Source organism: Sinorhizobium fredii, from assembly GCF_002944405.1.
GTDB lineage: Bacteria > Pseudomonadota > Alphaproteobacteria > Rhizobiales > Rhizobiaceae > Sinorhizobium > Sinorhizobium fredii_C.
This window is the reverse complement of record NZ_CP024307.1, coordinates 2464244-2483692: the sequence shown is the minus strand read 5'-3', so window position 1 is coordinate 2483692 and position 19449 is coordinate 2464244. Positions and strand designations below refer to the sequence as shown.

The 19449-nt window shown below is 63.5% G+C and carries 20 protein-coding genes; 11 read left to right on the top strand and 9 right to left on the bottom strand.

The window, feature by feature from the left end; all coding sequences use genetic code 11:
- Window positions 1-158 precede the first annotated feature (158 nt).
- The 5 genes from panC to NXT3_RS12240 all read left to right on the top strand — a co-directional run bounded on the left by panC (window position 159) and on the right by NXT3_RS12240 (window position 3573).
- Complete coding sequence (gene panC, locus NXT3_RS12260; RefSeq protein ID WP_037415506.1) at window positions 159-1034, top strand: pantoate--beta-alanine ligase; 876 nt, start codon at window positions 159-161, stop codon at window positions 1032-1034.
- A 1-nt stretch (window position 1035) separates the two neighbouring features.
- Window positions 1036-1857, top strand: a complete 822-nt coding sequence (panB, locus tag NXT3_RS12255) for a 3-methyl-2-oxobutanoate hydroxymethyltransferase (RefSeq protein ID WP_037415510.1) — start codon at window positions 1036-1038, stop codon at window positions 1855-1857.
- Window positions 1858-2186: 329 nt separating this feature from the next.
- Window positions 2187-2903, top strand: coding sequence for an AzlC family ABC transporter permease (locus NXT3_RS12250; RefSeq protein ID WP_104839412.1), 717 nt, complete (start codon window positions 2187-2189; stop codon window positions 2901-2903).
- A 3-nt stretch (window positions 2904-2906) separates the two neighbouring features.
- Complete coding sequence (locus NXT3_RS12245; RefSeq protein ID WP_037415515.1) at window positions 2907-3215, top strand: branched-chain amino acid transport AzlD family protein; 309 nt, start codon at window positions 2907-2909, stop codon at window positions 3213-3215.
- Window positions 3216-3333: 118 nt separating this feature from the next.
- On the top strand, window positions 3334-3573 hold the full coding sequence (locus tag NXT3_RS12240) for a PA2433 domain-containing protein (protein ID WP_037415517.1): 240 nt from the start codon (window positions 3334-3336) through the stop codon (window positions 3571-3573).
- Window positions 3574-3809: 236 nt separating this feature from the next.
- On the opposite strand, the gene NXT3_RS12235 is transcribed toward NXT3_RS12240, so the two are convergent.
- From NXT3_RS12235 to NXT3_RS31980, 4 genes are all read right to left on the bottom strand, one after another.
- Window positions 3810-5645 (bottom strand): aminopeptidase P family protein, encoded by a 1836-nt coding sequence (locus NXT3_RS12235; RefSeq protein ID WP_104839411.1) that lies wholly within the window; start codon window positions 5643-5645, stop codon window positions 3810-3812.
- A gap of 507 nt (window positions 5646-6152) precedes the next feature.
- Window positions 6153-7028: a 50S ribosomal protein L11 methyltransferase gene (locus NXT3_RS12230; protein WP_037415522.1), complete on the bottom strand. Its 876-nt coding sequence runs from the start codon at window positions 7026-7028 to the stop codon at window positions 6153-6155.
- Between the two features lie 129 nt (window positions 7029-7157).
- Window positions 7158-7757, bottom strand: coding sequence for an SCO family protein (locus NXT3_RS12225; RefSeq protein WP_097525407.1), 600 nt, complete (start codon window positions 7755-7757; stop codon window positions 7158-7160).
- Window positions 7758-7904: 147 nt separating this feature from the next.
- Window positions 7905-8063, bottom strand: coding sequence for a hypothetical protein (locus tag NXT3_RS31980; RefSeq protein WP_097525342.1), 159 nt, complete (start codon window positions 8061-8063; stop codon window positions 7905-7907).
- Between the two features lie 246 nt (window positions 8064-8309).
- Between NXT3_RS31980 and NXT3_RS12220 the strand changes: the two genes are divergently transcribed.
- The 4 genes from NXT3_RS12220 (at window position 8310) to NXT3_RS12205 (ending at window position 12070) form a co-directional block, all read left to right on the top strand.
- Window positions 8310-10385 (top strand): methyl-accepting chemotaxis protein, encoded by a 2076-nt coding sequence (locus NXT3_RS12220; protein WP_097525343.1) that lies wholly within the window; start codon window positions 8310-8312, stop codon window positions 10383-10385.
- A 2-nt stretch (window positions 10386-10387) separates the two neighbouring features.
- Window positions 10388-10852 (top strand): chemotaxis protein CheW, encoded by a 465-nt coding sequence (locus NXT3_RS12215; RefSeq protein ID WP_104839410.1) that lies wholly within the window; start codon window positions 10388-10390, stop codon window positions 10850-10852.
- Window positions 10853-11098: 246 nt separating this feature from the next.
- The gene (locus NXT3_RS12210) at window positions 11099-11473 is read left to right on the top strand and encodes a hypothetical protein (protein ID WP_097525344.1); all 375 of its coding nucleotides are present in this window, start codon (window positions 11099-11101) and stop codon (window positions 11471-11473) included.
- A gap of 294 nt (window positions 11474-11767) precedes the next feature.
- Window positions 11768-12070 carry a hypothetical protein gene (locus NXT3_RS12205; RefSeq protein ID WP_037415569.1) on the top strand — a complete coding sequence of 101 codons (303 nt, stop codon included), beginning with the start codon at window positions 11768-11770 and terminating at the stop codon, window positions 12068-12070.
- A gap of 67 nt (window positions 12071-12137) precedes the next feature.
- Here NXT3_RS12205 and NXT3_RS12200 read toward each other — a convergent pair whose 3' ends face one another.
- Window positions 12138-12635 (bottom strand): CreA family protein, encoded by a 498-nt coding sequence (locus tag NXT3_RS12200; RefSeq protein WP_097525345.1) that lies wholly within the window; start codon window positions 12633-12635, stop codon window positions 12138-12140.
- Between the two features lie 78 nt (window positions 12636-12713).
- Complete coding sequence (locus tag NXT3_RS12195; protein WP_199773286.1) at window positions 12714-13952, bottom strand: GGDEF domain-containing protein; 1239 nt, start codon at window positions 13950-13952, stop codon at window positions 12714-12716.
- A 282-nt stretch (window positions 13953-14234) separates the two neighbouring features.
- On the opposite strand from NXT3_RS12195, the gene NXT3_RS12190 reads away from it, so the two are divergent.
- Window positions 14235-14927 (top strand): phosphoribosyltransferase, encoded by a 693-nt coding sequence (locus tag NXT3_RS12190; RefSeq protein ID WP_097525347.1) that lies wholly within the window; start codon window positions 14235-14237, stop codon window positions 14925-14927.
- 87 nt (window positions 14928-15014) lie between these two features.
- On the top strand, window positions 15015-15476 hold the full coding sequence (locus tag NXT3_RS12185; protein WP_037415551.1) for a GNAT family N-acetyltransferase: 462 nt from the start codon (window positions 15015-15017) through the stop codon (window positions 15474-15476).
- A gap of 9 nt (window positions 15477-15485) precedes the next feature.
- On the opposite strand, the gene NXT3_RS12180 is transcribed toward NXT3_RS12185, so the two are convergent.
- The 3 genes from NXT3_RS12180 to NXT3_RS12170 all read right to left on the bottom strand — a co-directional run bounded on the left by NXT3_RS12180 (window position 15486) and on the right by NXT3_RS12170 (window position 19438).
- Window positions 15486-18059 (bottom strand): ATP-dependent helicase, encoded by a 2574-nt coding sequence (locus tag NXT3_RS12180; RefSeq protein ID WP_097525348.1) that lies wholly within the window; start codon window positions 18057-18059, stop codon window positions 15486-15488.
- A gap of 127 nt (window positions 18060-18186) precedes the next feature.
- Window positions 18187-18597: a carboxymuconolactone decarboxylase family protein gene (locus tag NXT3_RS12175; protein WP_037415560.1), complete on the bottom strand. Its 411-nt coding sequence runs from the start codon at window positions 18595-18597 to the stop codon at window positions 18187-18189.
- 19 nt (window positions 18598-18616) lie between these two features.
- Complete coding sequence (locus tag NXT3_RS12170; protein WP_104839408.1) at window positions 18617-19438, bottom strand: cyclase family protein; 822 nt, start codon at window positions 19436-19438, stop codon at window positions 18617-18619.
- Window positions 19439-19449: the final 11 nt, after the last annotated feature.

The window sequence follows — 19449 nt, the reverse complement described above, 5'->3', positions numbered from 1 at the left end:
GTAACGGGCGCACACCAATTCCATTTGTATTTTTGCGCTGCACAAGATAGACCTTGCAGCCAAAATTTGTGCAATTGCCTTTTCGCGGGGCTGGCTTCTCGCCATATCAGCGAAGCGGGGCGCGTCTTTCCCGCCCCGGCGGATTGGAGGGTCCGGAGATGAAGACGATAGCGACTATCGCCGAGCTGCGCGCAGCCCTTGCCGAGCACCGGCGCGGCGGCAAGACGATCGGGCTGGTGCCCACCATGGGCTATCTTCATGTCGGCCATATGGAGCTCGTGCGCCGCGCCCGCAGCGAGAACGACGTGGTCGTCGCCAGCATCTTCGTCAACCCGCTGCAGTTCGGTCCGCACGAAGATCTCGCGAAATATCCGCGCGATCTCGCTCGCGATCAGGAGATGCTCGAGGAAGGCGGCGTCGATTTCCTCTTCGCGCCGGGTGTTGCCGACATGTATCCGCAGCCGATGGAGACGATCGTCGACCTGCCGAAGCTCGGCTCCGAGCTCGAAGGCTCGGTGCGGCCCGGGCACTTCGCCGGCGTCGCGACGGTGGTCACCAAGCTCTTCAATATCGTCCAGCCGGATCGCGCCTATTTCGGCGAGAAGGATTTTCAGCAGTTGCAGATTATCCGTCGCATGGTCGCGGATCTCGCTCAGCCCGTCACCGTTGTCGGCGTGCCGACAGTCCGGGAAGCCGATGGGCTTGCCTGTTCGTCCCGCAATGTCTACCTGACTGCCGATGAACGCCGGGCGGCGGCGGTCGTGCCGAAAGCGCTCGACGAGGCCGAGCAGCTGATCGCGAGCGGCGTCACCGATCCGGCCGTTGTCGAGAAGGGCGTCACCGATTTCCTGTCGAGCGAGCCGTTGGCATGCCCCGAGGTGGTGGCGCTACGCGATCCCGAGACGCTCGAGCCGGTCGGCGAGATCGGCGACAAGCCGGTGCTGCTCCTGCTTTTCGTCCGCTTCGGCGCGACCAAGCTGCTCGACAATCGCGTCATCGCTCCGAAATCCGCCCGTTTTGCAAAGGTTGCCTGACATGAGCGTCCAGACCACGAAACGGCGGCTCAGCCCCGCCAGTATCGAAGCCTTGAAGGGCGAACGTCCGATCGTCAGCCTCACAGCCTATACGACGCCGATCGCGCGGCTTCTCGACCCGCATGTCGATTTCCTGCTCGTCGGCGATTCGCTCGGCATGGTGCTCTACGGCCTCGACACGACCGTCGGCGTAACCCTCGACATGATGATTGCTCATGGCCAGGCGGTGATGCGCGGCTCGGAGCGGGCCTGCATCGTCGTCGACCTGCCCTTCGGCTCCTATCAGGAATCGAAGGAGCAGGCCTTCCGCAGCGCCGCGCGGGTGCTCAAGGAAACGGGCTGCAGCGCCGTGAAGCTCGAGGGCGGCGCGGAAATGGCCGAGACGGTCGATTTCCTCGTCAGCCGCGGCATTCCGGTGCTCGGCCATGTGGGACTGATGCCTCAGCTGGTTAACACCACCGGCGGCTACCGCTCGGTGGGGCGGAACGAGAAGGAAGTGGCGAAGATCCGCCGCGACGCCAAGGCGATCGACGACGCCGGCGCCTTTGCCATCGTCGTCGAAGGCACGGTCGAGCCGGTCGCGCGCGAGATTACCGCGACATTGCGCTCGCCGACCATCGGCATTGGCGCGTCCCCGGCTTGCGACGGCCAGATCCTCGTCTCGGACGACATGCTCGGCATCTTCAACGATTTCAAGCCGCGCTTCGTCAAGCATTTCGCCGAGCTCGCCCCGGCGATCTCCAAGGCAGCGGAAGACTATGCCAATGAGGTGAAGGCGCGCTCCTTCCCGGGGATCGAGCATACGTTCCAGGCGAAGCGTTAAGCGCCACGGCAATCGCAATCTCTGCCCCTCGGCCCGCAAACGGGGAAAGGGGACTTAAGAGAGCACGGCTTTAGCCTTCTCCCCGCCAGAAGCCGGGAGAAGGTCGCGGCAGCGGGATGAGGGGGCAGAATCGCGTGACAGGACGATCCGTCCCTAAGGGCGGGCGCCCTTCACTGCCGGAAACCAGCAGGGGCCTCCTGACCAATCATCATAAAATTCAATCTGTGCATCAGTGTAATTGAATTGTAGCGGCTTCCCCGAGGGCCTATCTGTCCCGCACGAAGAGCTTGCGAGTGCCGCTCGCGCCGGGCTCCGACCGGAGGAAATCCATGGACAGAGACGAGTTCCGCGAGGGGCTGCGCGGCGGCTTCCCGATCATGATGGCGGCATCGCCTTTCGGCGCCTTGTTCGGGGCGCTCGCCGTCGACAACGGCTTTACGATCGCCGATGCGGTGTTCATGAGCGCCATGGTCTATGCCGGTGCCAGCCAGATGGTCGGCATCGAGCTGTTCGGCAACAATGTCCAGCCTTGGCTGGTGGTGCTGTCGGTCTTCGCCGTCAACTTCCGGCACGTGCTCTATTCGGCCTCGATCGCCAGGCACATCCGCCACTTCACGCTGGTTCAGAAGTTCTTCGCCTTCTTCCTGCTGATCGATCCCCAATATGCGGAAAGCGAGAGGCGGGCCGAGTGCGGGCTTCCGGTCAGCTTTTCCTGGTATCTCGGCTTCGGCCTGATCATCTATTTCCCCTGGCTCATCACCACGGCAATGGGCGCTGTTTTCGGACAGTTGATCGGCGATCCCAGGGTCATCGGCATCGACGTGCTCTTGCCGATCTATTTCCTGGGGCTGGTTCTCGGTTTCCGCAAGCGCGACCGCTTCCTGCCCGTTGTCGCGGCGAGCGCGGTCGCCTCGGTTGCGGCCATGCACTTCGTCGGTTCGCCCTGGCATGTGAGCATCGGCGCGCTTGTCGGCGTAGTGCTTGCCGCGTGCTTGCCGCAGGATCGGCAGCCAAGGGAAATGGCTGCAATCGAAAGGGAGGCCTGAGCCGTGGATGCCCAGCACCTCAACCTGCTCTACCTGATCATCGCCGCGGCGGTCGCCACGTTTGCCACGCGGGTCGGCGGCTATGTGTTGATCACGCAGTTGAAGCACATCCCCCCACGCCTCGAGGCGGCGCTGAACGCTGTTCCGGCGGCCGTGCTGACGACGCTCGTGGCACCCGCTTTCGTCTATGGCGGCTTCGACGTGGCCGCTTCGATGTTCGTCGCCTTCGCCGCGGGGCTCCGCTTCTCGACGCTGCGGATGCTGCTCGTCGGCTGGGTCGTGGTGATGGCGATCCGCCACGTGATCCTGTAGTCGTGGGCTCGCAGCATCCTTTTGGTTGCGCGACGGTGCATTGGCGCCGGCACCGTCATGGATTATCATTCATCCAATGCCGGAGAGGCATGAGCCCTCCGGCCGTGGAGGAGCGACAATGATTACCAGGATCACGTTTGCCCTTATGCTGGCCCTCGCGCCTATGGCCGCCTTCGCCAACCAGTGCCCTTCAATGATGGCCGCAATCGACGCCGCCATTCCGAACGCCTCGCTTTCCGAGGCTGACATGGCCAAGGTCAAGGAGCTGCGCGCGCAGGGCGAGCAATTGCACCAGTCCGGCGATCATGCCGGTTCGGAAGCAGCCCTCGGCGAAGCAAAGAAAATGCTCGGGATCTGAGGGAGAAGCCGGTCTGGTTCCGGCTTTTCAGCTTCCGCCCCAGGCTTGCCGAGGCGGAAAATTCGGAGATTTGCCGGCAATCCAGTAAAATTCTCGGGTTACACGCGAGCGCCGGGGTGCATATAACGGCGTTGTTGGTTGAGACATCAAACCTCCCAACGGAGGCCCGGCTGCCCCCTGTAGCCCCAGCCCACGCCGCCGGGCCTCCCTACCGACCTCTCACCTACACAGCTGACTCAACGTGAAACGGCTTCCGTTGCGGCCTTCAGCCACTGGCGCGTTTCCTCGCCGGCAATGAGCGGCATCAGCTTCTCCCGCGTCTCCGCATGATAATCGTTCAGCCAGGCAAGTTCCTCGTCGCTCAAGAGGGCCGGCAGCACGAGCCGCCGATCGATCGGGCAATAGGTCAGCGTGTCGAAGCCGAGCATCGGCAGATCGCCGCCTGCGATCTGCGCGGCTTCACGCACGACGACAAGATTTTCGATGCGAATGCCAAAGGCGCCGGGGCGGTAGTAGCCGGGCTCGTTGGAAAGGATCATGCCGGGCAGGAGTTCCTGGGTGGCAAGCCGGGCGATCCGCTGCGGGCCCTCGTGAACCGAGAGGTAGGAGCCGACTCCATGGCCGGTGCCGTGCGCATAGTCGGCACCCGCCTTCCAGAGCGCGATGCGGGCGAGGGGGTCGAGATCGACACCGCGGGACCCCTTGGGAAACCGCGCCGTGCTGATTGCGATCATGCCTTTCAGCACCAGGGTGAAGAAGCGCTTCTGCTCCTCCGGCACGCTGCCGATCGCGACGGTGCGGGTGATGTCGGTCGTGCCGTTTATATATTGCGCACCCGAGTCGATCAGGAACATGGTTCCTGCCTCGATCGGCCGGTCGGTGTCGGTGGTGACGCGGTAGTGCATGATCGCGGCGTGCGAGCCGGCGCCGGCAATCGTATCGAAGGAAATGTCCTTTAGCGGGTTCTGCATGCGCTCGCCGACAGCGGCCCGAACCGCCTCCAATTTCTTGGTCGCGCCGATTTCCGTAAGGCTGCCGGGCTCCGTTCCGGCGAGCCAGGCGAGGAATTCGACCATCGCCGCTCCGTCCTGCAGGTGCGCGCGCAGCGATCCGGCGATCTCTGCAGCGTTCTTGCGGGCGCGGGGCAGGCGGGCGGGATCGATGGCCTCGACGATGACACCGCCCCTCGAACGGATCAGTTCGCCAATGGCGAAGGGAGCGAGATCCGGATCGATCATGATCGCGGCGCCGCTCGCGGCGAGCGATGCAAGCCGATCGCCAAAATCGCCGGGCGGCAGCATATCCGCAAGCTGGGTCAGATAGGCTTCCTGTTCGATCCCCGTCTTCCGCTTGTCGAGAAAGAGCTCGGCGCGACCGTTCGCATGAATGACGGCGCGGGCCAGCGGATGCGGCGTGTGCGGTACGTCGCTGCCGCGGATGTTGAACGTCCAGGCGACGGAGGAGGGGTCGGTCAATACCACCGCGGCTGCCTCGGCTTTTTCCACCGTCGCGGCGATCGCGGCGATCTTGTCCTTGGCCAATTGGCCCGCATGCTCGATCGGCTGGATCGTCACGCCGCCGAGGGGAGCCGCGGGCCTGTCGGTCCAGAGCCGGTCGAGCGGATTGTGGTCGAGGAAGACGAGCGCGCCGCCGATTGCCGCAAGCGCCTTTTCGAGCCGGCGGACCTCCGCCGCGGTATGCAGCCAGGGATCGATGCCGAGACGGAACCCCTTCGGCGCATGCACGTCCAGCCAGATATGCGGCGGCTCTCCAACGAGGTCGCCGCCGGTAAAGACGCTGCCGTCGACCTGCTCCTTTAGTTGGGTCACGTAACGTCCGTCGACGAAAACGACTGCCTCCCGCTGCGTGACAAGGGCGACGCCTGCCGATCCGGTAAAGCCGGTCAGCCAGGACAGCCGCTCGGATGAGACCGGCACATATTCGCCCTGAAATTCGTCGGCACGCGGCACGAGGAAGCCGTCAATGCCGAGCGGCGCGAAAGCGGCACGCAGCGCGGTGGCCCGCTCCTTGCCGAACTGGGGCGTGGAGGTGACGTCGAAGGACTGAAACATGACAATTTCCAATTGGGTTTGGCGGAGAGCCGCAGGGAAGGTGGTGCCATGTTAGCGGAAAGGGCGCTTCGGGGGAAAGAGGCGACATTCTGCCATGCGCGACGACCGCGCACCGCCTCACTCCATTTGTCATACATATGCGCTGCCCGCATGGCTCCCATGCGCCAGTGTATCTTTCTCTATTGAAATAATGGGGTATAAGAGCGCCAACGAACACGGACGAAGGTCCGGCAGTTCAAAAGACTGCAGTTCCGAGATAATTGGTCATCTGTTCTCCTCCTCCCTCAAGGTGGCCAATTTCGGAACGGTAGAGCCCGCTTGAGCGCTCCTCCTCCTCAAGCTCGCGGGCATGGTCGGTCAAAAGCCGGCCAGCGGGCGATGCTCCGGCATCGCCTTTGTTTCGAAAAGGCCGCCCTCCATGAAGGATTGGGCGGCCTTTTCATTTTGGGCTGCCGAGCGGCAGGAAAGATGAGGCGCCGCCCGGAGCGGCGCTTTGCACGGCCAAACCTATTTCGTCAGGTGGATCGTCACCCAGCCGTTTCTCCAGATCGTCCGAACATGCCTGAGCCGCTGGCCATTATAGGCGGCGAGCACCTTCCAGCGCTGTTCGGCAAGAATGCCGGAAAGGATGACCGAGCCGCCGGGGGCAAGATTCGCGACGAGCTCGGGTGCCATCTTCATCAGCGGCCGCGCCAGGATATTGGCAATGATGAGATCGAAGGGGGCATGGGCGCCGAAGGCGGTCGAATGAAATCCGGGCGCGGTCGCGAAGGTCAGGCCGGCGACGACGCCGTTGCGGCGGGCATTCTCGGTTGCGACGCGGGTAGCAATCGGATCGATATCGGTTGCGAGCCCCGGTACATGCAGGAGCTTCCAGGCGGCAATCGCCAGCACGCCGCTTCCGGTGCCGAGGTCGAGGACGTTGCGAATGCAACGTGAGTGGGCCACGGAGGCGAGCATTTCCAGGCAGCCAGCGGTCGTCCCGTGATGGCCCGTACCGAAGGCCTGCCCGGCATCGATCTCGATGGCGATCTCGCCGGTCTTCACCTTGTCGCGATCATGCGAGCCGTGGACGACGAAACGGCCGGCGCGCACCGGTGCGAGGCCTTCCAGCGACTTGGCGATCCAGTCGATCTCCGGCAGCACCTCGCGCTCGATCGGAAGATGAGAGAATTCGGCGGCGAGCGCATCGGCAAGGCGCGATCCGACGCTCTCCTCTTCGTGCGCCATCATGTAGACGGAGGCTTCCCAGACGTCGCGCTTCTCGTCGATTTCCATCGTCGCAACGGCGTAACCCTCGTCTTCGAAGATCATGCTGATGACGTCGAGAACGGCTGCCGCCTGCTTCTCGGTGGTGGTGACGAAAAGACGTATCTCGCTCAAGGTTTTTCCCTTCGGCTGCCCCAACGGCCTTTGCGCGCTTCGATCGGGCGCGCGGGCCGCCGCTAACATGATTGGCGCATAAACGCAAAGCGCCGGATGACCGGCGCTTTCGAGGCTATGCAACTGCCCTCAACCCCTTACGAGGTTTTCGAGCTTCTTGACCGCGGTTTCGGGGTTTTCGCCATAGGAGATCGTGCCGCTGAACTTTCCGTCGGCATCGATCAGGAAGACCGAAGCGGTGTGGTCCATGGTGTAGTCGCCATCAGGCTTCGCTTCGTCAACCGGCACCTTCTTGAAGTAGACCCGATAGCCTTTGGCCATTTCGAGCACCTTGTCCGGCGGGCCGGAGATGCCGGTGATGCGCTTCGACACGTTGGAGACGTACTGGCCGAGGATCTCCGGCGTATCGCGTTCCGGATCGACCGTGATGAAATAGGCCTGCAGCCTCTTGCCTTCCGGATCGACCTTTTCAAGCCAGCCATTCAATTCGAACAGTGTGGTCGGGCAGACTTCCGGGCAATGCGTGAAGCCGAAGAAGAGGGCGGTCGGCTTGCCGGCGAACGCCTTCTCGGTGATCGGCTGGCCGTTCTGGGCCACCAGCGTGAAGGGCACGCCGAAGGGGCCGGCCGACGCCTGTTGTTTCGGCTGGGTCATGTCGTAAGTGAGCCAGCCCAGGAGGGCCACCATGACGAGGATGGCTGCCCAAAGGGCGATGCGGATTGACTTCATCATTGCCACCGGCCTGTTGCGGCCGATTGCCGGCCGTCGATGAACATGGAGGCTTTGATAGCGCTTCGTCGCAACCGGCGCAAAGGCCCAATTGCCGCAGGCGTTTCGCTCCCGTTTTGAGGGCTTACTTGCTCCGCTTGCGCTTTCCTAGAAGCACCAGGAAACGCCCGTTTCGGCGAGCGCGAGGAAAATATCCGCGCCATGGGCGAGCCAGCCCTGGAATGCGAAGAGGCAGACTAGCGCGAACCCCCCGGTGAGAAGGGTCAGCACGAGGGGAGAAAGGGATCTGTTCGTATCCGTGCGCATGAGACGATCATAGCATCACAAAACGGCAAGAAAAGAGGCCGTCCCATCCGGCTTCTTCGAGGCAGTGGGAACGGTGTATTAGCGATTGTTTAAGGTCTCTTTGACACTATCGGCTGACGCGGAGGAGTGCCACCACTTCGACATGACATGAGGTCATCCGGTTGATCGAGCCCGGCTATCCGCATCGATCGCAACGGAGGACCGCGCTCGCGTCGGGCAGGTCCATTGCCACGGACTGCCAGTCAAATGACCACGTCTCCTTCCGAAACCCGCACCCTCTCTGTCAGCCAGCGGCTGGCGACGCTCGCAGCAGCGGCCTTTCTCGGTTTCGGCTGCGTGCTTGGGGTCGGCTTTTACCAAAACAGTCGCTCTGAAGCCGCGCTCGAGAAGGCGATCATCGCTGAGAAAGGCATGAAAACCGCCGAGGATATGCGGTTTGCCAGTATCGAACTGGTACTCATTGCGATGGATACGATCATCGACCGCGAGGAGGGCAGGATCCAGCCGGAGCGGGCGACGCAGATCAAGGAGTCGCTCGCCCTGCTCGACGCGAAGATGCCCGATCTCGAAGCCTTGGCGCGGCTGCTTGGCAAATCCGGGCAGCTCGCGGGTTTCGGATCCGACCTCGCCGCACTCCGCCAGGCGATTGAAGTAGATTTGAAGAGGCTGGTGGAGGACGGCGCGCCGGCGGAGGAATTCGGCCGCCTGGACGATGCGATCGACGGCGGCGGCGAACGCATGAATGCCCTCCTGACTGAAATCACCGACGCTGCGGCCCATCTTGCCACGGCGCGTACCGAGGAAGCGCGCGTCGCTTCGAGCGACGCGCTCCTATTGCAATCCTTTGTGGGCATCCTAGCCATGGCCGGCATGCTGGGGTTGATCTGGTTCCACGGGAACGCGCTTCGCCGGGGTATCCTCGGGCTACGAGACAGCATGCAGCGCATCCACTCCGGCGATCTGACGTCGGCCGTCGCCGCCCTGGACCGCAGCGACGAAATCGGCGAGATGGCCCGCTCGGTCGATCTGTTCCGGACCGCAGCAATGGAAAAGCGCTCGCTCGAACAGCATGCCGCCGCAAGCCGCAACGAGATGGAAAGGGACCGCGAAAACCAGGCTGCCGAGCGCGAGCAGGTGGTCGGCCGCATCAAGGCGGCGGTGGACGCTCTCGGCCGGGCGCTCAATCAACTTGCCGAAGGCAATCTCGCAGTATCGATCCGCGAGCCGTTCGAGGAGGGACTCGACACGCTCCGGCGTGACTTCAACAACACGGTCGACCGGCTGAGCCATGTTCTTGGCAATGTGAAGGAGAACGTGATCTCGATCGACGCCAACGGCCGGCAGATGCGCAGTGCCGCCGACGATCTGGCGCGGCGGACGGAAAGGCAGGCGGCATCGCTCGAGCAGACATCGGCGGCTCTCGAAGAGATCACGGTCACCGTCAAGACGGCGACCGACCGCGCCGAAGAGGCAAGCCGCATGGTCGGCGAGACGCGCGTCAATGCCGAGGAATCGGGTCGCATCGTCGGCGAGGCGATCTCCGCCATGGCCCGGATCGAGGGCGCATCCAACGAGATCGGCAAGATCATCAACGTCATCGACGAGATCGCCTTCCAGACGAACCTCTTGGCGCTTAATGCCGGCGTCGAGGCAGCGCGGGCCGGCGACGCCGGCAAGGGCTTTGCGGTCGTGGCTCAGGAGGTCCGCGAGCTCGCGCAACGGGCGGCGGGTGCTGCGAAGGACATCAAGGCGCTGGTCACGCGCTCGGGTACCGAGGTCGAAACCGGCGTCAAGCTGGTTCAGGCGACCGGCGATGCCCTTGGCCGCATCGGTACAAATGTCGCACGCATCAACGAACACATGAGCTCCATCGTACAGGCGGCGCGCGAGCAGTCGACCGGACTCCACGAGATAAATACCGCGGTCGGCCAGCTCGATCAGATGACGCAGCAGAATGCCGCGATGGTCGAACAGACCAATGCGGCGAGCCACACGCTCGCCCAGGATGCCGAGAAGCTCAGCGAGCTCCTGAGCCAGTTCCGCAACGGGCAGGTCAGCGAAACGACGATGCGGGCCGCTGCTCCGGCGGCGGCGCCGTCCATCAAGACTAGCGCGGCAGGCTCGAGCATGCAGGCCGGTGCACGCAAGGCAGTGGCCGCCAAACCCGTTGCTCTCCATCAGCCGGCAGCTGCCCAGGCATCCACCCGTCCGGCTCCATCTCCCGCCAAGGCCCTGATGGGCAAGCTGGCGGGCGCTTTCGGCAACACATCGGCCGCCGTACCCTCCGTCACGGCCTCCGGTGACAATTGGGAAGAATTCTGATCATGAGCAACGCAATCAAGCAGTCCGGCGCCTATCTCGAAATCGTCTCCTTCCACCTCGGGGACCAGGAATTCTGCATCGACATCATGGCGATCCGCGAGATTCGCGGCTGGGCACCGGTGACACCGATGCCGCATACGCCGCCCTACGTGCTCGGCCTCATCAACCTGCGCGGCGCGGTGATCCCCGTCATCGACATGGCATGCCGGCTCGGCATGAGGATGACCGAGCCCTCGGAGCGCTCGGCGATCATCGTCACCGATATCAACGGCAAGCTCGTCGGCCTCCTGGTCGAGCAGGTTTCGGACATGATGACGATCCGCAGCGAAGACCTGCAGCCGGCGCCGGAAATCATTCCGGAGGCCCAGCGTGCCTTCTGCCGCGGCATCGTCGCGCTCGAGAAATCGATGGTGTGCTTCCTCAACCTCGATACGGTCATTGCCGACGAGCTGGCCCAGGCCGCATAGGCCCGGATGCTCGTAGAGACACATGCAGGGGCCCGCGAGAGCGGGCCTTTTGCGTTACGGCGGGGCGTCGGTAGATCCGGCGAGGGGCAAAGGTGCAGCTAGCTGGTCGGGAGGCAGTGACGCTCGCGTGCAGGAACACCTGCACGGCATCCGAGTTATGAAGGTGCAGCGTCGGTGAGGAGATCTTATACTGTTAGTCGCAGCGTCCGTTGAAGTCGGATGCTGAAACGGACAAGGAGCAATGCCATGAGAGTTTCTCCAAGAGCTTCATTCGCCGCATTTGTCCTCTCGTTCGCGCTTGCCGGAGCCGCCGCACCGTCCTTTGCGAACGGCTTCTACCAGGGCATCGACCCGCATCATCCGCCGGGAACGCAGAACAGAGGGTCGGTATACGTCCCGATGGTGGAGAGCCCGTATTACGTCGATCGCGGCGTCTATGTTGATCCAGCGCCGACCGGCAGCATCTACGTCGACCCCGCACCCCTGTATGTCGAGCCGGTGCCGATGGGCATCTACGGCGGATCGCCCTCTCAAGTCCGCGAGCGCTACGAGAACGAGTACCAGGGCGGCGGTCAGGGCGACTACTACCAGGGTATCATCCCACCGGCTCCTGTTCCCTGAGCGACAGGAGCCCGGCAAGCCCGCCGGCCGGCCGAGCGAGGTGAGCGCCGGCGCGGCTTTTCCGGCCGTGGACAGGATCTCGCGCCATCGAGGCCCGCCACTGCGTCAAGTTAAAGTTGCTTCATCTCCATCACGGTTGCAGGAGCAATCGTGACGAAACATTGACTGTGCGGAGGAAGCCAAGGCAGCGAAAGGTGTTATGCTGGTAACAGCAGCATTCGTTAGGAGGCCGTATGCTGCCATGTTGCATCCGTCAGGAGGCGAGGATGCTGAATGGAGATAGGAGCTAAGGTCATGAGATTTTCTCTAAAAACATCATTCGCCGCATTCGTCCTCTCGTCCGCGCTTGCCGGTGTTGCCGCACCAGCCTTCGCGGATAGCTATTACCAGGGCATAGACCCGCATAACCCTCCGGGGACGCAGAACAATACGCGCGTGCTGATGCCGCGTAGCACCACGCCGTCGAACGTCGACGTCATGCCCACGGGCAGCATCGACGGACAGCGCGTTACGCCCATCGGTGGCACCACCTACAGGGAAAGATACGAGTCGGGTGAGGGCCAATACTATCGCGGCATCTTTCCGCCGACGCCCTGATGTCCTGAGCAATCGGGCCCAGAAGGGGCCAGCTTGCATACTGCCGCCGCAATTGCGGCGGCAGTGCTTATTGGGGACGGCCCTTTTCCCAAGTGACGGTCTGGCCGAAGAGCGGAACGGTGGTGATCGACATCTTGGCCGACCCGTCGGTCAATTGGCGCGAATGGGCGAGATAGATCAAAGTGTCGTTCGCCTTGTCGTAGATGCGGGTCACGAGCAGATCCTTCCAGATAAGCGACAGGCCGGACCGGAAGACTTCCTCTCCCTCGTTCGACAGATCGATATCGCCGATGCTGATCGGACCTGTCTGGCGGCAGGCGATCGAGTTGTTCGAGGGATCCTCGAACCAGTTGCCGTTCTTCAGGCGGTCGATGACGCTGCGATCGAAATAGGTGACGTGGCAGGTGACGCCGTTGACCTTCGGATCGCGAACGGCATCGATCTTGATATCGTTGCCGAGCCAGTCGACGCCGACTTTGCCCACTGTCTCGGCGCGAGCAGGGGGCGCGGCCGTGGCGGTCAATGCCAGAGCGGCGAGGAGCAGGGTGCGGGTGCGGCGAGACATGGGATCCTCCAACGAGCAGCACCGTTCACATAGGTGGCGGCGCGGGCGATGCAAGATGTCGCGTAGCCGCTGCTGCGCTCATGCGCTGTGGCGCATATGATCCTGGTGAGGGACGTCGGCCTGTCGCAGCTGCGCCGCGGCGGCTGCAAGCACCCGGGCGCTGGCATCGATATGGCGAGGCCTGGCGATCGAGCAGCGATCACGGCCATCGGCCTTGGAATCGTAAAGTGCCAGATCCGCGCGGATCATGACGTCCATGATCGTGTCGCCGGCTGCCGCTGCGGCGATGCCGATGCTGACCGTCAGGCGGATGCGCTGATGCGCCCGACCAACCGGCGTGTCGCGCACGGCGCGGCAGATCGCTTCGGCGACTGCTGCAGCCTGCTCTTCCGAATGGTCCGGCAGCACGATGCCGAATTCCTCGCCACCAATCCGCCCGAAGATACCGCGCCCGTCGAGGAAAGCGGACACGGTCTTGACGAAATGGGCGAGCGCCATGTCGCCGCAGGCGTGACCGTATTGGTCGTTGATCTGCTTGAAATAGTCGAGGTCGAGCTGGAGGAAGGCCGCCGGACGATGATCGGCAAGACAATGGGCGATCGTTTTCTCGCCGTCTTCGATGAGCGCCCTGCGCGACAGTGCGCCCGTCAGGGGGTCACGTGCGAGCATCGTCTTGAGACCAACGATGACGCGATTCTCGATCGTCAGGATAACCGCGACGAAAAGAGTGGGGAGGAAGAGTATCTGCAGAAAGGCAAGGGAGAATTCGAAGACTACCGATGAAGGGGAGGCCGAGAGTTCAGGGGAGGTCTCGGGCGCGGATCGGACAGCGTGAACGAGCCCGGCAAAGGCGACCGTCAGAAGGCCGGGGACGCCGGCGCGCAAAGCCGGCTTGTCGTTCGCCCATTCATCAACGGCCGGGAGGCCGATGACGACAAGCAGAGCCGCGCCGCAGCCGGCGATAACGATCATGCGCGCGCCGAAGCTGTCCTCGCTGCCCGCATCGACGAGAAGGCCCGCCGCCGCAGCAACAAATGCCATCGTAGCACAGAAGCCGATTGAGGCGGATTGGTCGTCGAGTCGGCGAAAACCGAGAAAGAGCGCGAAAAGGGCAAAGATCAGCACCGCATGGCCGGGCATTGCGGCGAGCGGAAACCCGAACGACGTCGCCGCCATCAGCAGCGCCGTTGCAATCGCCGATAGTGAGCAGGCGATCGCGAATTCCCGGACGCCGGCCTTTTCGGAGCTTCGCAGTCGTAGAAGGGCGGGCAGTAGGGCAAAAAGCGAAATGACCGATATGGCAGGGAAAATGCTCATTTCGAAACGGCCTGTCGTGCTAAAATGAAGCGGATGGCTTTCGGGGCAGCGGTATGCGTGAACAAATTCGTAGCGGCGCCGTGTTAACGAAGGCCGGCCAAATTCGCTGCAATTTGAGCGTTTGGTCTTTCTCGCACTGGTTGCGACAAGAATCTTCACCCGCGCCATCCAGTCGGATACGGGAGCACACGGTTCTCGGACGATTCATCCAACCTAAGGGGCCGATACCTCTCATGATATGCATCGGTTCAACCTGTCAGACGATGCTCCGGAGCGTGCTCCATGTCGGATGAGAGACCTTGCTTCGCAGACCGGATCGACGCGGGGCGAAGGCTCGCTGCTGCCATCGCAAGCGAGGGCATTGCCGAGCCCCTGGTGATGGCGCTGCCACGCGGCGGCGTGCCGGTTGCCTTCGAGGTGGCGACGGTCCTCGGTGCTCCGCTCGAACTGCTGATCGTACGGAAGATCGGCGCTCCCGGACAGGCCGAGTTCGGCCTCGGCGCGCTCGTCGATGGCGACGAACCGCAACTGGTGCTCAACGCCGAGGTCATGCGCCTGGTCAAACCCTCACAGGAATATATCGATGCCGAGGTGTCGCGTCAGCGCCTGGAACTGGAGCGCCGCCGCGAACTTTACCTCGGCGACCGGCCGCGCATTTCTCCGGCAAGGCGCAAGGTCATCCTCGTCGACGACGGGATTGCCACCGGCGGCACGGTGAGGGCCGCCGTCCAGGCGCTCCGGAAGGCGGGCGCTGCGGCACTTGTCGTGGCCGTCCCGGTGGCTCCGCCGAGTGCAATCGCCGGCCTTCGCCGTCAAGTGGACCGGGTCGTCTGCCTCGCAACGCCTCATCCCTTTCATGCGGTCAGCATCTATTACGACGATTTCGAGCAAACCACCGACGCCGAGGTGATCGCGCTGATGCGGCGCGCGAAAGGAGAAAGCGCAGCAAGGGCCCCTTCGGATGAAAATCAGTGATCGACGGCATGCGGCTGCCAGATAGACCTTGCCGAAATCAAGGGTTATGCTGGCGCCCCCGCAACGGCCTTTCCGGTGGGTTCGACGATGAGTGAAAACCTTTCCATCCGCCCGGTCGTCCGGGGCGACTACGACCAGTGGCTGCTGCTCTGGGAGGGCTACAACGCCTTTTACGGACGTTCGGGCGAAGCCGCACTCGCTCCCGACATCACCCATATGACCTGGTCGCGCTTCTTCGATGCCTATGAACCGATGCATGCCCTGGTTGCCGAGAACAAGGGCCGGTTGGTCGGGCTCACCCACTTCATCTTTCACCGCACCACCACGGCAATCCAGCCGAACTGCTATCTCCAGGACCTCTTCATCAACGAGGCAGCCCGCGGCAGAGGGGTCGGCGAGGCGCTGATCAACGGGGTCTTCGAAGCAGCGCGACGCGCCGGCACCTCGCGGGTCTACTGGCTGACCCACGAGACCAACCTCAAGGCGATGCGGCTCTACGACAAGGTGGCGGAGAAGTCGGGCTTCGTGATGTATCGGATGGTGATCTGAGGGGGCGCGTCACACTCTTTCCACAAACCCCTCCAGCACGCGCTTCTGTCCGGCGCGGTCGAAATCGATCGTCAGCTTGTTGCCTTCGACCGCGGCAATGTTGCCGTTGCCGAATTTCAGATGGAAGACGCGGTCGCCGACGCTGAAGCGGGACGGTTCCGCAGTCGTCGACTTGGCGACGAGCTCGCCCTCGATGGTGCGGGTGCGGGGACCTGACTCGCCGTAGCCGATGCGTTCGACGGCATGGCCGGAGCGGCTGCCCCAATTGTCGCGGGTGGCGTCCGAGCGGTGCTGCTGGGCGCGCTTCCAGCCGGGCGTCTGGTAGCTGTTCTCGAAGGGATCGGCCTTGTCGAAGCGGGATTGGCCATAGCCGCCGCGATTGTAGCCGCCATAGGAGACGTCCTGCTCGGCGACCTCGACATGGTCGACCGGCAGTTCGTCGAGGAAGCGCGACGGCATCGTCGACTGCCAGAGGCCGTGAATGCGGCGGTTCGAGACGAACCAGATGTGACAGCGGCGCTTGGCGCGGGTGATCCCGACATAGGCGAGGCGGCGTTCCTCTTCGAGCCCGGCGCGGCCGCCCTCGTCGAGTGCCCGCTGATGCGGAAAGAGACCTTCCTCCCAGCCCGGCAGGAAGACGGTGTCGAATTCCAGGCCCTTGGCCGAGTGCAGCGTCATGATCGACACGGCATCCATGTCCTCGTTCTGCTCGGCATCCATGACGAGCGCGACATGCTCCAGGAAGCCGCGCATTGATTCGAAGGCCTCCATCGAGCGGATGAGTTCCTTGAGGTTTTCAAGCCGCCCCGGCGCTTCGGCCGACTTGTCCGCCTGCCACATCGCCGTATAGCCACTCTCATCCAAGATCTGTTCGGCAAGCTCCGTGTGCGGCGTCGTTTCGAGCAAGGTCTGCCAGCGGCGGAAATCGGTGACGACGTCGAACAGCGCCTTGCGCGCCTTCGGCTTCAACTCGTCGGTCTCGATGATCTCGGTTGCGGCGGCGAGCATCGGAATGTCGCGGGCGCGGGCATAGTCGTGCAGGGTTCGAACGGTGGTGTCGCCGAGGCCTCGTTTCGGCGTGTTGACGATGCGCTCGAAGGCGAGATCGTCGGCCGGCTGGCAGACGAGGCGGAAATATGCCATGGCGTCGCGGATTTCGAGCCGCTCGTAGAAGCGCGGGCCGCCGATGACGCGATAATTGAGGCCGAGGGTGACGAAGCGGTCTTCGAACTCGCGCATCTGGAAGGAGGCGCGCACCAGGATCGCAATGTCGTTCAGATTGTGCTTCTGGCGCTGGAGCTGTTCGATCTCCTCGCCGACGGCGCGGGCTTCCTCTTCGGAATCCCAGGCGGCGTGCACATGCACCTTCTCGTCGTCCGGGTGGCTGCGTTCGGTGAAGAGTGTCTTGCCGAGCCGGCCCTCATTGTGGGCGATCAGATGCGCGGCGGTGCCGAGGATATGCTCGGTCGAGCGGTAGTTGCGCTCGAGCTTGATGACCTTGGCGCCCGGGAAGTCCTTCTCAAAACGGAGGATATTGTCGACCTCGGCGCCGCGCCAGCCGTATATCGACTGGTCGTCGTCGCCGACGCAGCAGATGTTTATCTGCTGCTGTTTGTTTGCGCTCACGCTGTCGCCGCCTGCGCGGCTGCGCTCCGCGGGGGCGGACGAAACGTCGTCCGGCCAGCCTTGGCTGGCTCGGGCTTCGCCCGCAGGCGTTTCTCTCACGACGGCCTTGCCGCTCTGCGGCCGCTGCGCCAAGAGCCGCAGCCACATATATTGCGCCGTGTTGGTATCCTGGTACTCGTCGACGAGGATATAGCGGAACTTGTCGTGATAATCCTTGAGCACGTCCGGATTGGCGCGGAACATGCGGATCGGGTGCAGCAGCAGGTCGCCGAAGTCGCAGGCGTTTAGCGTCACCAGGCGGTTCTGGTAGGCGGCGTAGAGCTCGCGGCCCTTGCCGTTCGCGAAGGCGCGGGCGTCGCCCTCGGGGATATGCGCCGGATCGAGGCCCTTGTTCTTCCAGGTGTCGATCATGGCGGCGAATTGCTTGGCCGGCCAACGCTTGTCGTCCAGCCCTTCGGCCTGGATAAGCTGCTTGATCAGCCGCACGACGTCGTCGGTGTCGAGGATGGTGAAATCGGATCTCAGCCCCACGAGTTCGGCATGGCGGCGCAAGAGCTTGACACCGATCGAGTGGAAGGTGCCGAGCCAGGGCATGCCTTCGACCGCATGGCCGACGAGCACGCCGATGCGCTCCTTCATCTCGCGCGCCGCCTTGTTGGTGAAGGTCACGGCGAGGATCTGCGAGGGATAGGCGCGGCCGGTCGACAGGATATGGGCGATGCGGGTGGTCAGCACGCGCGTCTTGCCGGTGCCGGCGCCGGCAAGCACGAGCACCGGGCCCTCCAGCGTTTCGACGGCTTCGCGCTGTTCCGAGTTGAGACCGGAGAGATAGTCCGGCCGTTGCGCCTTGTCGCGGGCAGCCATGGCGCGCGCCGCGATGCCGCCGGCGGCAGGGGCGGGTTTGCGCGGCGCCGGCTCCTCGTCGAAGAAGGGGATGTCGTCGAAACCTTTGCTCATGCGGCCCAATGTAGTGATTCGGGACCGAAAGGCCAGAAAGGATGTTCTTCTTTTATTCCGGAGTCTCGTCGGATTTCTGCAAACCTGTGGAAAGACAGGCGTTTTCAGCGCTGGTGTTTCGATGTCGCTATCGTTCGGCCGTGGCGTCGAAGGCCGGATCGACCGGGACCTGCAGCGCGGTCGCCAGCTGGTTGGTCTTGGCGGCAAGCGAAATGACGCGCAGCAGATCGGCATGCTCGGCTTCGCTCATCCCCTTTGCCTTGGCGGCGGCGGTGTGCGAGTGAATGCAATAGCCGCAGCCATTGCTGACGGAAACTGCGATGTACAGCATCTCCTTGACCAGCGGATCGAGCGCCGAGGGCGTCGCCATCACCGCCTTGACCTCCGCCCAGGTGCGTTCCAGCAGGTCCGGATCGAAGGCGAGCCACAGCCACATATTGTTGATGAAGTCCGATTTCCGCGTGGCGCGGATGTCGTCGAAAACCGCCTTGACGCGCAGGTTCGATTCGGGGTCGGACGGCGGCGCAACGGTGCTCATGATGCTTCCTTCCGAGGTTCTAAACGAGGGCGAAAACGCGCGCCGGCCCGCCGGTGCCGCCGCGGTGCTTCGGCGCGCCGAGGACGAGCGTTGCGCCCTTGGCCGGTAGCTTGTCGAGATTGGCGGCGGCTTCCAGCCCCCAGCGACCCTCCGGCAGCCAGGCGCGGTGGGTGGCGAAGTCAGGAGATATGCCGTGATCGAGCGAGAGCGTGTCGACGGCAATGCCGGCAGCCTTCGTTTCCTGGAGCAGAAACTTGGCTGCGTCGACATGGAAGCCGGGGAAGTGCAGCTTGCCCTCGGCGTCGGCGTTGCGGAACTTCTCCGTGCCGAGATGGGCCGCCCAACCGGAAAGCATGGCGACGCAGGCATTCTCCGGAACATCGCCATTGGCGGCGATCCACGCCTTGATGTCCTCGGGTGTGACCTGCGCGTCCGGGTCGGCTGCCGCCCTCTCGCGAATGTCGACGATGCAGAGCGGCACGAGGAGTTTTTCGACCGGCAGTTCCGCGACCGAGAGGCCGTCGGCGGAGAAATGCAGCGGCGCATCGACATGGGTGCCGGTATGTTCGTTCACCCGGAGCTCGAACAGGTTGAACGTATGTTCGGCAAAGTTGAACTTCTGCTCGCGGAAGAACTGCTGCTGGCCGAAGAAGGTCGGAAACTCCTCATGGAGTTCATGGGTGAGGTCGGTGACGCTCGTATGGCCGGTGGCAAGCGCCGGCGGCGCGACCCCCATGCCGGCGGCCGCGGCGCCCGCCGATGCGACAGCGGCGGCGCGGAAGAAGCTGCGCCGCGACAACATTTGCTGCTTTACCGATTCGATCACGCATGCATCGCACATGTGCTTTCTCC